Source organism: Leptolyngbya sp. FACHB-8 (genome assembly GCF_014695575.1).
Classification (GTDB): domain Bacteria; phylum Cyanobacteriota; class Cyanobacteriia; order Elainellales; family Elainellaceae; genus Vacuolonema.
The window spans coordinates 136,418-150,868 of the sequence record NZ_JACJOO010000087.1; the positions used below are offsets into that span (position 1 = coordinate 136,418).

Annotated in this window: 10 protein-coding genes; 2 read left to right on the forward strand and 8 right to left on the reverse strand. The window is 50.8% G+C overall.

The genetic code is table 11. The features are described from left to right. Window positions 1-54: 54 nt before the first annotated feature. The 3 genes from H6F91_RS25440 to H6F91_RS28655 form a co-directional block, all read right to left on the reverse strand. Window positions 55-672 (reverse strand): pyridoxamine 5'-phosphate oxidase family protein, encoded by a 618-nt coding sequence (locus tag H6F91_RS25440; RefSeq protein WP_190774244.1) that lies wholly within the window; start codon window positions 670-672, stop codon window positions 55-57. Window positions 673-873: 201 nt separating this feature from the next. Continuing rightward, complete coding sequence (locus tag H6F91_RS25445; RefSeq protein WP_190774245.1) at window positions 874-1,734, reverse strand: cyanophycinase; 861 nt, start codon at window positions 1,732-1,734, stop codon at window positions 874-876. Between the two features lie 608 nt (window positions 1,735-2,342). Beyond that, on the reverse strand, window positions 2,343-2,555 hold the full coding sequence (locus H6F91_RS28655; RefSeq protein WP_347280085.1) for a hypothetical protein: 213 nt from the start codon (window positions 2,553-2,555) through the stop codon (window positions 2,343-2,345). A gap of 389 nt (window positions 2,556-2,944) precedes the next feature. On the opposite strand from H6F91_RS28655, the gene H6F91_RS25450 reads away from it, so the two are divergent. Then, a complete protein-coding gene (locus H6F91_RS25450; RefSeq protein WP_190774246.1) occupies window positions 2,945-4,858 on the forward strand; it encodes an acetate--CoA ligase family protein in 1,914 nt (637 codons plus the stop codon). 452 nt (window positions 4,859-5,310) lie between these two features. On the opposite strand, the gene H6F91_RS25455 is transcribed toward H6F91_RS25450, so the two are convergent. The 3 genes from H6F91_RS25455 to H6F91_RS25465 all read right to left on the reverse strand — a co-directional run bounded on the left by H6F91_RS25455 (window position 5,311) and on the right by H6F91_RS25465 (window position 10,039). After that, window positions 5,311-6,900 carry an alpha/beta hydrolase gene (locus tag H6F91_RS25455; RefSeq protein WP_190773200.1) on the reverse strand — a complete coding sequence of 530 codons (1,590 nt, stop codon included), beginning with the start codon at window positions 6,898-6,900 and terminating at the stop codon, window positions 5,311-5,313. Between the two features lie 80 nt (window positions 6,901-6,980). Then, window positions 6,981-8,867, reverse strand: a complete 1,887-nt coding sequence (locus H6F91_RS25460) for a fatty acyl-AMP ligase (protein WP_190773201.1) — start codon at window positions 8,865-8,867, stop codon at window positions 6,981-6,983. Window positions 8,868-9,055: 188 nt separating this feature from the next. Beyond that, window positions 9,056-10,039, reverse strand: coding sequence for a sensor domain-containing diguanylate cyclase (locus H6F91_RS25465; protein ID WP_190773202.1), 984 nt, complete (start codon window positions 10,037-10,039; stop codon window positions 9,056-9,058). A 401-nt stretch (window positions 10,040-10,440) separates the two neighbouring features. Here H6F91_RS25465 and rsmI point away from each other — a divergent pair, with 401 nt between their 5' ends. Then, entirely contained in the window at window positions 10,441-11,283 is an 843-nt protein-coding gene (rsmI, locus tag H6F91_RS25470) for a 16S rRNA (cytidine(1402)-2'-O)-methyltransferase (RefSeq protein WP_190773203.1), read from the forward strand. A gap of 112 nt (window positions 11,284-11,395) precedes the next feature. Here rsmI and H6F91_RS25475 read toward each other — a convergent pair whose 3' ends face one another. Both H6F91_RS25475 and H6F91_RS25480 read right to left on the reverse strand, forming a co-directional pair. Continuing rightward, the gene (locus H6F91_RS25475; RefSeq protein WP_190773204.1) at window positions 11,396-12,583 is read right to left on the reverse strand and encodes a HEAT repeat domain-containing protein; all 1,188 of its coding nucleotides are present in this window, start codon (window positions 12,581-12,583) and stop codon (window positions 11,396-11,398) included. 105 nt (window positions 12,584-12,688) lie between these two features. Continuing rightward, a complete protein-coding gene (locus H6F91_RS25480) occupies window positions 12,689-14,410 on the reverse strand; it encodes a diflavin flavoprotein (RefSeq protein WP_190773205.1) in 1,722 nt (573 codons plus the stop codon). Window positions 14,411-14,451 lie beyond the last annotated feature (41 nt).

Below are 14,451 nucleotides of genomic sequence, written 5' to 3' on the forward strand. Positions count from 1 at the left end.
ATCCAGTTGGATTCTATTTGCAGTCCTAAACGGAGCTAGGCAATAGGTGATCGGCTAGGATTGGCGGGTGGAAGGGAGGCGATCGCCTAATAGGGCCTCTAGTTCGGTAATGCGATTTTGTAGTGGTTTAATGATTGATTCTACTTCCTGTGCCGAATAACGGATGGGAATATGTTGGGGACAGTTTTCACTCGTCGCTTCAACATGGAAGAGAATGGCTCGTTCAATATTTGCAGAATAGCCGGGAACACGCAAGCATTCAATTAATTCGGTATCCCCTTCAATGCATTCGGCACGGCCCCAGATCTTGATACGTTTACGATGGCGATAATCCATGAGGAATAGGAATGCTTTGTCATTACCAAAGAGGTTGCCGACGGTTAAATACTGCACATTTCCTGAAAAGTCAGTAAATCCTAAGGTCTTTTCATCTAATACCTTGAGGAACCCAGGGGGACCACCGCGAAATTGGATGTAGGGATAGTGATTGGAACTGACAGTACCCAAATAAAAACCATCCAACTGTGCAATAAATTCTGCAATGTTTGCTGTGATGGTGTCGTTGGCTGGACCGTTAGCAATGTAGCGTTCGTAGGTTTGTCGTGAACCTCGTTGTTCCTGGGCTGCCAGCACCTCAGGGGTAAAAGCGATTTCTCCAAACTTGCGTGACATAGAACACTCCTGGGTTAAATGGCTGACGTTTCATGTCTATTGCATAAGAAATTCAGCATTTTATGGAACTTTAATTTTGGCTCAAGGATTAGATGACCCAAAATTTTTCAGCGTGTGATGCAGCAACTTCCAGCAACGCTTTGTCGATAGGCAAAAAAGAGAGGGGGTGCTTTGCACCCCCTCTCTTTTTATCAAGTGTATCTACTGGCTACAAACGCAGGAGCGACTGTTTAAGTCAAACCGATAACCATTGGGGAGGATGTGCAACATTACACCACAAAGGGCCAGAGGCTCATCCTTCAACAATTCCTCAACGTTGTTGTGGGTCAGGTTACTGACATCAACAATCGTGACAGAGCCTTCACCAACTACTTCAATTTCACTGCCGTTAACAATGATCGCGGTATTCTCATCAATGCCAAAACCCAGGTTAACAGGCTGTTGGGCTACAGCGGACAGAAGCCTTCCCAAACGACCACGCTGAGCAAAGTGCTGGTCAATCACCACACCAGGCAAGAAGCCCATACCCCGATCCATGTTGACAATTTCGGGACGGGGATTGGTTTCTGATTCCCCTTCCACAATCATATTGTCTGGCATCATGGCGGCCCCAGCGCTGGTTCCGGCAATCACGATAGCCCCTTGTGAAAATTGTTCATGAAGGGCCGCATCTAATTCAGTATCTTTTATATATTCCGTAATCCGTGCCTGGTTACCACCTGTAAAGAACACTCCGGTAGCCTGACGGATATTTTCGATCGCCTTCGGATCACTGGCATCTTCTCGACGCGCATTGTCTACAACCCGAACATCTTCCACCCCTAAGCGATGAAAAATATCGGTGTATTGTTCGCCAACTTCTCCAGGTAACCCGGTTGCTACAGTCATCACTACGATCCGGGCCTGCAAACCTCCTGCACGGCGTACAAATTCCCGGAGGATTTTGCATTCCCCTTCTTTATCTTCGGCTCCGCCGATAATCACAAGTTGTCCATGAGTTTCAGGCAGAGCTACACTTTGGCTCTCTTCACCTTCCACTGCCCTTTCTTGATTGGCAACCATACAGGCTCCTGCAAATTTCTGATGCTAGTTAGCGATAAAATCTCGACGCTATATATCAATCATTCCTGACATCAGGTCGTTCCAAATCCGTCTGCTGATGGATCTCATCCGAGTCGGAGGATGGCTTTTAACGCGCCTTAAGAAAGATGTGAGCGATCGCCGACCTGTGACTACAGCTCGTCGCTACAGCAAGCTATATTCAAATTTTATGAGGGCGACAACGCAGCCATATTTGCAGATGGAACGTACTACATGACCCATTTACAGCGCTCCGCGCTTGAATCAGCCACAGTTGTTTTTGTGAGAGTCGTATGGAGCGTGGCTTTCATAAAAACAACCAGATTTTAAGCGTTTGAAAAGCCCTATAGAAGTAGAAGAATCAGCCTTAAGAAGCTTGATTTTATGCCCTTAGAGTACAAAAAATAAACTTTTTGGATGGATTCTTATAGTAGGTCAATAATACCTTTTCTGTAATGAAAATAGGAATCCTCAATGGTTTTCAGAATCAGAATTGAGAATGAATATAACTACAAAACTTCACTGGTGCAGTGTAAAACACTACACCAATGAAAGTTGCAGACTTAGACAATCGGAAGTGGTAATACTGTCTAAACCTGTGTTTTGCAGCTATTGAGGGAAATAAGAGTACTAAGAAATGCTCGGGCCTGCTCTAAAGGCAAATGCCTGGGTTTTCCCTGGTAAACAATTTGATATTGGTCGGCATATTCCCCATCCCCATAGCCAGAGATTAAGTGCCGATGGAATGCTTCATTAGCCAAGACGTGGACCTGACTTCGAAGCAACCTATCCGTGATATCCATCACTTGCTCCTTAAACTCATCTACTATTTATTTAACCAAACTTGTATGCTTGTTTCACCCTGCCAAAGTTGTAACTTGCTCGGTAATTTTAAGACCAAAGCCCTATGCAGATTAGGAGTGCACAACGTAATCAATCCATTATTTTGAAAGGGTAAAGCTTTTATTAAGGCAATAGTTTCATGTCAGAATCCTTGCATGAAATATATCTGGTCTTTTGTAATCTGTATGTATAGTAGAGCTTGATTTATAGACATTTAACTAAATAGAAGAAATTACGTTTTTATATAGAAGACCATCACTTGGGTAGAGGAATTATAGGTTCTAATACGTTTCAATCGGTCCTGTATGATTTATTGCTGATTGTGCTTCCTCCAACACGGGACTGAGACATGGTAGTAGAGCAGGGTTCCGATACCATTCGCGTCAATGCTAGAAAAACGGACGCTTTTGACCTTTTTAACTTCCACCATTACGATGGGCCAAATCCCTACTTGAACACAGCGGCCTACGTGTTTGACTTGACGATGACGGGGCACACAACCCCGTTGCCCATTGAGGAGTACGTGGAGGTCATTAGCGATCGCTACCCTCACATGGCCGAAGAGACGTACGAAGACTATGCTCACCTATTTGCTCGCACAGTAGCCGAGGTGAGCAAGTTAGATATGGAGTTGTATGGTCATTGCTGGAGTGTTCATTCTGGCCCCAATGAACACTTTCGTGTCGCGGTGCAGTCCATTCATCCACGCACCAGCCGCAACGTCATTTATACCGTCTGGGACTGGATCGAAGCTATTACTGATGACCGTAGCTTTGCCTTAACAGAACAAATTACCCTTTTGCAGGATCTCTTTCGAGACTCAGTCTATGGTGGCCCCACGGTCTATGCCTTAATGAAGACCGCCGCCGACCAGGGCATCCCTGCCTTTTATCTGTGGGATGAGGGACTGATGCAGTATGGCTATGGCCGCAAACAAGTGCGGGGGCAGGCTACAACCTTTGATCCTGATAGCCATCTTGATTCGGATTTTACGACCCGTAAGGATGATTGCAAGGCATTTCTCCACACCCTCGGATTTCCCATTCCTCAGGGTGATATTGTTCGTACGCTGGAGGATGCCCTACTGACGGCACGGCAGATTGGTTATCCCGTAGCTGTGAAACCCGTAGTGGGTCACAAAGGGATTGGGGTTACCGCCAATGTCCGCACGTCTGATGAGCTAGAGCAAGCCTATGAGCGGGCATTAGAGGCGATCGCCCCCGACCAGGCCATTCGCATCATTATTGAGCAAAGCATTTCTGGGAAGGATTATCGCTTGCTGTGTGTGAATGGCAAGTTTGTTGCAGCGACCGAGCGGCGTCCTGCTTCGGTGACAGGGGATGGTGAGTCAACCATTGAAGAATTGATTGACCGAGAAAACCAGATGCCTGCGCGATCGGATACACCGACCTCGCCCATGGGTAAGATCAAAACCGATGATGCCATGCGGTTTTATCTAAAGGAACAGGGCCTGTCCCTGGACAGCGTTTTAGATGCAGGCGAAACGGTGTTCCTGCGTAAGGTGGCGAACCTGTCTGCTGGGGGTTTGAGTATTGATGCAACGCCTAATGTTCATTCCGATAATGTGATTTTGGCGCAGGATATTGCTCAGCATTTCCGGTTAACCTGTCTAGGCATCGATGTGATTGCCTCTGATCTGTCAAAATCCTGGCGCGATGGGAACTTCGGCATTCTGGAAATCAATGCGGCTCCCGGCATTTTTATGCATCTAAAGCCTGCAGTTGGGGATAGTGTTGATGTTCCCTCCCACATCTTAAAAACGTTTTTTGCGTCTAGTCAGGATGCACGGATTCCGATCATCAGTGTGAACCGGATTGATGAGAGAGATTTGTTGGAGCTGATTGACCATATTTTGTTTCAACATCCTAACTGTTCGGTTGGGGCTGTATGCCGTCAGGGAGTTTTCGTTAACCGATCGCGCAAAGTTTTTCATTCCAATTACAACGTGAATGTGCAAAACCTGTTGCGTAATCCGAAGTTAGATCTGTTGATTGTGGAGTATCCAGAGGATGTTCTTGAACGGGAAGGGATGTTCTACTACGGTAGCGATCTCGTCGTTTTAGACAATCCCACGGATATTGAAAACGTTCTCACCCGTGATGTCTTTGATACATCAACGGTGGTGGTCAGACAGCACGAGACAATCTCCATTCAGCGGAAGGGATTGATGGAACGGTATCAGCTAGGACCTGATGAACCCTTTAGCCGGGTTTATCTGAAGGAATTGTCTACAGTTCTGTAGTCTGTTTATATGCATTTCAAACGAGGATGAGTGCTTTGCGCTCATCCTCTGGTGCATTATTGTTAACCTCAGTTCGGGTTAAGGGCTTTTTCGAGTGCCGCGCGAAGCGCGGCACTCGAAAAAGCCCATTATTGCGTGCGCGTCGCGCACGCGATATAGCAATGTGCAAGTGCGTGAAGTACAGCAACGGTGGTGTGGGGCACGAAGTGCCCCACACCACCGTACTTAATCAACCCGCACAGCGCTATAATAGACGGTTCGGCTTATCCCGAACTGACGTTATTGTTATGTGTGGCGAAGCCCACTACACACAACAATAAGGAGATTTCCAGTAATGAAATTACCCCCAGGATGTTGGTGCTTTGCCCGCTTCGCGGGCAAAGCACCAACATCCTGGGTAAATTCTTATGCAGAAACCTCCTAAATGTATAAGTCCTGTTGAAATAGCGTTGTTATTGGGGGAGCGATCGCACCAGGCTAAACCGATAGGGCTCTTCGGTCAGTACCTGAGTGTAGTCCTGTTGCAACAGGGTGCGGTAACGCTCATCTTCTCGAATGTAAGTCTCAAAGAAGGCGATCGCCATAGCCTCCTGATAGGTCTGGGTGACATCGCGCAAGCGAGGCCACTCATCCGGGATGGGGGTCAATTGACGTAGTACATCCAGGGTTAGACGAGCGTGAGGTAACCCTCGGGAAATGGCAAGATAGCGATCCTCAGCGGTGATCCATCCGTAGGTAGGGAGGTGTTCCTCTAACAGGGGTGTCAGGATATCGAGATCGGTTGCCTGCCAGAATAGAGGAATTTGTACCTTGGCCATTCCGTCGGGGCCAAACAGGCTACGACCGAACGGAAAAAACAGATAAATGGCTGTGACGCGTTCATCGGCTAAGGGCATGGCCAATTGCTCAGGGGAGAGTTCTAGAGCACGACACTGATAGAGCAATGAGATATTGAAGATGGCGCTACGAGTATCGCAATCCCTTTGCAAATGCACGGGGTCGATGGTGGCTCCGGCCAGAGAGAGGGCTGTAACGCCGCCAAAGGAGTAGCCAAAAACGCCAACCTGGGAGAGATTGAGGCGATCGCCATAGCCCTGCCGTTGCAACTCGTCCAGCAAAAAGCTGAGGTCGTGGGGCCGTTCGATGAAATCCGCCGAGTCAAAGTTTTCTCGATAAAGCCCGGCATTGAAATCCTGCAGACGCTGGCGATCGCTTCCGGGATGATCGGGAATCACCACAGCAAACCCGTGGGATGCCAGGTGAGCGCCCAGGTCTGCAAAACGAGTACGCCTTGCTCCCAGTCCATTGGAGACGAGAATGACCGGGATGGGGCCAGCACCCTCAGGAAGGTAGAGATCGGTAAGGAGAGTGCGATCGCGACGCGCATCATAAAACTGAATGGTTTGCTTCGTAAAGGAAGTGCTGCCTTCGGCCCGAGGGTCGGGAAGGGCCTCTAACGATAAGGGTATTCCCGGCGTGCTGGTTTTCGCCTGGGTTTCGATGGCTGAGACGGCAGTATCAGTTTCCTGTAAGAATTGACGGACTCGCTGCCCCTGGCTGAGCAATGCTGCCAGATCAATGCGCATGTCAGTAGGCAGGTTTTTCAGAAAGTTTAGGGGAGTTACTCCATCGGGACTCGTGGCGGTGAGCAACATGGCCGCTCGCAAGCTCTGAAAGCCATTTTGCCCAGACTCCGTGCGAATTAACTCGCCGACTTCCGTCAGTAGTTGTTCACCGGGGCGAGTGTAGGTGAACTGAGAAAGCACGATTGGGTCGATTCCCTCTAACTTCCCTATTAGGGCTTGTTGGGCCTTTTGCTGCTGCTCAGGGCTGAATCGTTGCAACACAAAACCGGCTTCATTTTGCAACTCCCCTTTTTCGGCAAAGGCTTCCAGATCGGCTACGGCAATACGGCGCTCTATGGGGCCGAACGTGACAACCAGATTTTCGGCTGCGACAGCAGGCAAGGCATTGCAAAGGACGCTGGTGGCTACTACCCCACAGAGCCGCAGAATAAAGGTTTTTACAGGAACGCGAGGCATACAGAAGAAACGTATGAAATAGTGACGATACTGGATGATTGAACGTAACGTTTGAGTCTGAGGAGGATGGTAACGGCGTACTAGGCTATCTCAGAGGCTGAAAAGCCAGACAGCAGCCGCCTCAGCCGCCCAGCCGCAGTGCTGGAGAAGCGGCGCAGGTGCGTCATCGGGTTGAGGTAGCGTTCGAGCATGCCTGTCATATCGCTGCGCTCGTCTTTGGGCGATCGCCACTCCCCCAGGGTTTCCCACTCCCCTTTTAAGAAAAGCTCTCGACACCGACGCCGCTGAATCTTACCGCTGGAGGTCAGTGGTAGATCGCCCGGTTTCAGCAGCACAATACCATAGACATCAATAAAATGCTCCTGAAACACCTCCCACCGGATAGGTTCAATGACTTCGTCCAGGGTGAGCTGTTTGATGAACTGCCGCTCCACTTCCTGAGCGATCACCAGGCGGGGAACGCCGTCTACCTCGACCGAAAATGCCGCAGCACGGTTGGGGCGGAAAGCGGGATGGCACGCTGTCACCGTGGCTTCAATGTGGTGAGGATAGTGATTCAGTCCCCAAAACACCAGGACATCGTGAAGCCGCCCTGTAATGTAGAGCTGGCCATCTTGCAAAAAGCCCAGGTCACCCGTTCGTAGAAAGGGACCTTCTCCAGTGTCCTTCAGATGGGCGTTGAAGGTGCGATCGCTCATTTCTTCCATATTCCAGTATCCAACCCCCAGGCCGGAGCCCGATACCCAAATTTCGCCGACTTGGTTGGGCGCACAACGGGCCAGATTCTCTGGGTCAGCAATGACAATTTGTCCATCTAGCCAGGGGGTGCCGCAGCTAATCAGGGTGCGAGCCCGCTCGGACAATGGTTCAGTCGGGACAACACGATTTTCCTCCAGGGCATCATCGGCCACGGTAGAGAATCGGGGCGCTTGGCCTGATCGCCCACCTGCGATAAATAAGGTCGCTTCAGCCATGCCGTAGCAAGGGTAAAAAGCGGAGGAACGAAAGCCACAATCGGCAAAAGTCCTCGTGAATCGCTCCAGAGTATCGGTCAACACGGGTTCTGCACCAGAAAAAGCAACCTGCCAGCAGCTCAGGTCGAGCTCGGCCCGTTGGGCCTCGGTGACGCGGTTACATAAGAGGTCATAAGCGAAGTTGGGGCCACCGCTGGTGGTGCCCCGATAGTGAGAAATCATTTGTAACCAACGCACCGGCTTCTGCACAAAATCGATGGGAGACATCAGCACGCTGTAGCTGCCCAGGTAGAGAACCTGTAGCACGTTGCCAATGAGACCCATATCGTGAAATAGGGGTAGCCAGCCAACGCCAATGGTGCGATCGCTATGCCCAAAAGCCGCTTCAATCATCTGCTGGTTTTGCAGAATGGAACGGTGGGTGACCATCACGCCTTTAGGTTTTCCGGTGGAGCCGGAGGTGTACTGCAAAAACGCTAGAGTCTCAGGCTGGAGGGACGGAGCGATCCAGGCGGTAGGGTCAGTGGCCACTGGAGTATCGGTTGCCAAACCCGGTAGTGAGGCCGCCAGGCTTGCAGCGTCGGTGTTTTGAAGCTGAGGCTTGAGTTTGGGGAGGAGATTGGCGGTACTGAGCAGAATTTTGGCACCGGAGGAAGCGAGGCGATCGCCCAGATCAATCCAACCTGAGCGGTTGCGTGGTGCGGCGCAGGGAACAGCAACCACCCCAGCATATAAGCAGCCCAAGAACCCCGTAATAAAGGCTTGTGCAGCTTCATAAGGATAGACAAGCAAGGCCCGTTCTCCGGGGGCAAGGAAGGCCTGGAGTTGGACGGCGATCGCCTTAGCCCGTTGCTCTAGTTCTCCGTAGCTCAGGCGGCCAGATTCTGTCTCGCCATTCTTGAGGAAAACAAAAGCCGTCTGCTCTGGCTGTTGTTGGACGCGCTCCTGCAATAGTTCAACAAAGGCCTGAAAGCGGGTTTTTGGCAGGGGCATGGATCTATCCATCAACCGTTAGAGAACTCTGCTTCATCTAACGGCTTTGCGTAATTCCTGTCAAGTCAATATTATTTCTTTGGATATATAGTATTTTTCCATCCGATGAGGTAAGAGAGGGAACGTGAAACGAAGCCCCACAGCCTCTCTCGTACCTCATCAAATAGGAAAGGGGTTAAGAAATCTCCTTAACTGAGATGGCTATGCGTATAGAATTGTCTGCGTTGGTTCTTGTTCTGGTACATTGCTTTGTCAGCTTGCTCCAATGCTTCCTGTAATCGGGCTGTGGGCGATCGCATAGCCCAACCCAGAGAAGCGCTGATTTGAGCGCGGGCAAGGTTATGTTGAATTCGTTGTACAACCCTCTCGCTGTCTTCGCGGGATGATTCCACAATGAGAATGGCAAACTCATCCCCGCCGATGCGAGAGACAATATCGCAGGGGCGAACGTTGGTCTGGAGAGTGTAGGCAGTGCGTTGCAAAAGGCGATCGCCTGCGGCGTGCCCCTGTTGATCGTTCGTTTGTTTCAAATTGTCCAGGTCGATGACGACAATCCCGGCGGTCAGGCCATAGCGCGAACAGCGCATTTCTTCAGCTTCTAATAAGTAATGCCAGCCTCGACGGTTATAAATCCCGGTTAGAATATCTAGTTGCGCCTCAGCTTCGGCCTTTTGTTTAAGGCGTAAGTTTTCCTGAGCTTGTAACTCCTGGTGTAACAAACTGGAGAGGAGCAATACCAGAAGTTCCAGCATGGCGAGCTCGGTTTGCAGGTGTTCTGACTGCGGGTTGGGGTCAATGGCGCACAGCGTGCCAAATAACGACCCATCGGGAGAGTAAAGGGGAAGTCCAACATAAGCTCCGATAGGAATTTTTCTACCAATAGGAGCCGATGCATAAGCTGGAATTAATTGACAACGGGGGGCAATGTTAGGGCCATTGCCTTCCACCATCCGAGAACAGAAAGAATCAGACCACTGAAACACGTCGCCAGGCTTAACATCATAACCATGGTCGTTGGCAGACAGCACAATCCAATCATTGCCCTGGGTACGGGTCAGCATCCATAATTGAAAGCCCATACGCCTATGCAGAAACTGCAGGACGCGCTGTACTGCTGACTCAAAACTGGAAGATGCGATCGCGTTAATAGAAACCAGATCCAGATCACTCATAGCCCACAGGAACCCACAAGGAAGCACACAACGAACCCGAAAGCAATGTGCCCTTGAAGGTGACAATTTAAGCCATGTAGTGTGAGCGAGGTGATCAAACTTTACATGGGATGCAAGTGTGCAACAGGACTGTTAACTTTCGGAAGAGACATTATTACAAGAGTTTTTTACCGTTAAAATCTACAGGAATCGACTCAGTTAATACCTTCTGACAGGGAAATCAAGATAGGTTTAAATGCCAAGGGATTGCCTGCAAGATAAGTATTGTGAGTGCTTCTTCCTCCGTTTACACACGCTCCATAAGATGAGATTAACCTTGAAGGAAAAGGCAGTCTACCGGGTAAATTCGGTATTTTGACCCTGGTTAATTTCGCAAGAACTCGTTCCAAATAACATTTCTTATGCTCGGTACGCTGTACGTTGTTGCTACCCCTATTGGGAACCTGGAAGATATGACCTTCCGGGCAATTCGGGTGTTGCAAACGGTTGATGTGATTGCTGCTGAAGACACGCGACATACGGGTAAGCTGCTGCAACACTTTCAAATTAAGACACCTCAAGTGAGCTACCACGAGCACAATCGGACGCAACGTTTACCCGAATTGTTGGCACAGTTGCAACGAGGGCAGTCAGTTGCTGTGGTTACCGATGCTGGAGTGCCGGGGATTTCCGATCCCGGATACGAGCTGGTTAGTGCTTGTGCGGATGCAGGAATTACAGTGGTGCCGGTGCCAGGAGCCAGTGCAGTAATTACGGCTCTGATTGCTTCAGGACTACCGAGCGATCGCTTTACCTTTGAAGGCTTCCTGCCAACTAAGGGGAAGGAGCGGCGCGATCGCTTAGAAGCTCTTGCTTTGGAAAGCCGAACCATGGTGCTATATGAAGCTCCCCATCGGGTCCTGCAAACCTTAGAGGATTTGTCTCAGACCCTATCACCGGAGCGATCGATTGTGGCGGCGCGCGAACTTACCAAGATGCATGAGGAGTTTTGGCGTGGGACGATTGCGGAGGCGATGAAGGAGTTTGGCGATCGCCAACCCCAGGGAGAATTTACCCTGGTGGTTGCAGGGGCCCATGTAGAGCAACCGATTCTTTCCGAAACCGCTATTCTGGCGGAGTTGACGGATTTATTACGTCAGGGGCTTTCGCGATCGAGTGCCAGTCGTCAGTTGGCGGAGCGTACGGCATTGCCCCGTCGTCAAATCTATCAATTGGCTCTGAGTATTCCTGAGCAGGAGACTTAGTTCAGGCCTTACGCAAGTCCGCCAGCTGTAGTGCATTGTTGTGGGTGGGGTGCGGAGCATCCCACCCACAACAACACGTAAGTCCTATTAATTGCTAGGCGAAATAGAATTCTCAGCGTACTAGTTTTTTGAGGACAGCGATGACACCCGCACGAATTGTGGCATTTGAATTTTCTAGGGCACTCTGTAATGTTTTAAAGCTGATAGTGTTTTGAAGTAGGCGGGGAGAGGCTTTGGTGATGTCAAACGTTTCCAAAGCAGCGGCGGCAGCAGCTCCCAGCTCCTCACGGGGCCATTCGTCGTATAGATACACAAGTTGTACCAATCGAGGAATGGCCTCAACACCGCCTAATTTTCCTAGCGCCTGTCCTACACTCATGATGACAGAGGGATCTCGGATTTCAAGCGCTTTGACCAAACTCGGAATCGCTTCGGTCTGGCCCAACTCCCCCAATACCTGAGCTGACTCAACCGTGAATGGTCTCGATTCAAGTGCTGTGGTTAGGTGAGGAAGCGCTTCAACACGCCCCATTTTCCCTAATGCAAGAGCTGCATTCCAGCGTGCAGATTGGATGGGGTCTTCAAGAACGGCCAGTAACTCGGGAATCGCTTCAATGCAACCCAAGTTTCCTAATATTCGTGCAACATAGCTCCGCACAGCAGGATTCTCATGATGAAGTGCTTGCAGGAGAATAGGCGAAACAGTCTCACGGTTTAATGCCTCCAGCGCAGATGCAGCACTGCGACAGATATGGGGATTTTGATCTGCCAAAACTTGAAGCAGGTCAGAAATTGCTTCGACACAGCCCAACGCCCCCAACGCCCAAACTGCTGCCTCACGGACAGAAAAGGCTGGATCTTCCAGGGCACAGCGTAACCCCGGAATTGCCTCGACACTGCCCAAAGCTTTTAAGGCTCGGATTGTGCTCCTGCGTACCCTCTCATTTGGATCCTCCAGGGCAGTTAATAGCCCTGGAATTGCTTTGCGGCTGTCCAATTGTCCTAGAACCTCAGCGGCTTGAACCCTTACGAGGAAATTGGGATGGGTCAGGGCCTGTAGCAAGCCCGGAACGGCTTCGGTACTCCCCAGTTTCACTAAAGCCTCCAAAGCAAATCGTCGAATGCGCGATCGCTCATCTACAAAGGCTTTCAGTAAACCCGGGATGACTTCAACTCCCCCCAATTGCCCTAAAGCTTCAGTGGCTTTCATTCGGCTAGAGGCATCTGGGGACTCAAGAGCGCGAAGCAGTTCGGCGATCGGCTCTCCAGCGTAACTTTGCTGCCCAGAGGATGTTTCCATGGAGGATTTAGGACTTACGTATTTATGTTGTGTGTAGGATGCGAAGCACCCCACACATAACATAAATACTCTAGACAGGGCGGAATTGCCCCAGCCCTGTTGCTATTAATGGTAAGCCCCTGATTTACGGTGCTGAACCGCTGTGACCCCGACAGGTTCGAGGACTTTACCATTTTCTACAGTGGCGTAGACAATCCAGTGGTCGTTGCATTCCATCCGGTTCTGGACACGGCATTCCAGGTAGGCCAGGGCATCGTCCAACACCAAACAGCCGTTGCTCGCTTCGTGGGTGGGAAGTTCGGCAAAGCGATTTTCGCCGGGGGCGATCGCCCGCTGGAATACCCGCCGCACGTTCCGTCCCTCCTTCAGAATATTGAGGACAAAAGGAGCGTCGTTGTGGGGGAGCAATTCCTCGGCCTGCTCGCGGCTCAGGGCGATGGTAAGGCCGGGAGGGTTGAAGGTCGCCTGGGAGACCCAGGAGGTGAGCAGACCCGTATGGGTGTTGTCATTGTTAAGAGCCATGACACAGAGAGAGCCCACAATACGCCCAACGGCCTGTTCAGTGCGATCGCTCTGGGAATCCATCCCCGGTTGACGTGATGCGCGGGTTTTCTTCATCTTCCGTAGATTTTGGGCGAATTCTGCGCCTGCCGCTTCGCATTGCTCCAAAACTTCATCGGAAGGGGTGAACTTGACGCGCAGGGTGTCAAACCCGAGGGCAAAGCCTGCATCCTGTAAGCGGCTTTCCAGCAGATCCACCGCTTCACCGCTCCAGCCATAGGAGCCGAACACTCCGGCTAGCTTGGTTTTGGCAGCAGAAGAGAGCACCAGTCCCAGGGCTGTTTGAATCTGCGTAGGTGGGTGTCCAGCCAGGGTAGGCGAGCCAAGGATGAAGCCGTCGCTTTTTTCAACCGCCTGGGTGATTTCAGTGGAGTCAGCAAATTCGCAGTTGATGGACTCTACCGCGACCCCGGCTTTTGTGAGGCCCCGGGCGATCGCTCCTGCCATTGCCGCTGTATTGCCATAGGCCGAGGCATACAACAGCGTTACGTTCGCTTCCTGGGTCTTTTGCTGCTCACACCATTCACGGTAGTCAAAGGTAAAGCGGCTGAGGCTGAAGCGTACCAGAGGACCGTGGCCCGGTGCATAGATCTTGGGTTTGAAGACTGAGAGGCGATCCAGCGCAGTTTCAACCTGCTTCGACTGCGAGGCATGGATGCAATCGAAGTAGTAGCGGCGGTCTTCTGCTAAGGCTTTCCAGTTTTCGTCGAATATAGGGTCATCGCATAGATGAGTACTGAAGAGCTTGTCGGTGTAGAGAATTCGGGTGACCGGGTCAAATGTGACCAGGGCGTCGGGGTGGCGGGGAGTGGGCACGAAAGCGAATTGCAGAGTATGCCCCTCGCCCAGATCCAACACTTCTTCAACCCGTACGGCCAGGATGCGAATGTCCTGGTTGGGGAAGAGGGATTTGAGGGCGATCGCCCCCGTTTTCGAGCATACAAAGGTAATTTGTGGTGCCCTTTCCAGCAATGCTTTTAATGTCGCGGCCCGGTTGGGGTTAACGTGACCCAGGATGACGTAGTTAATTTTTTGCAGATAGGCCTGCTGTGCCAATTGCTCTAGAAAAATCTGTGTGAAGGATTCTCCCGGCGGATCAATCAGGGCAATTTTTTCGGCTTGAATTAGATAGGTGTTGGCGGTGGTCCCCTTCTGACGGGCGTATTCCACCTCAAACTTGAGCCGATCCCAGGTGCGCGATCGCAGCACTAATGTAGCGGCGCCTACTTCCGCCACCTGCACATCCCGTGGCCTGCTATCCGCCATAACGTTACTCCTAGATGAATTGAGGTATCAATGGTTTGATG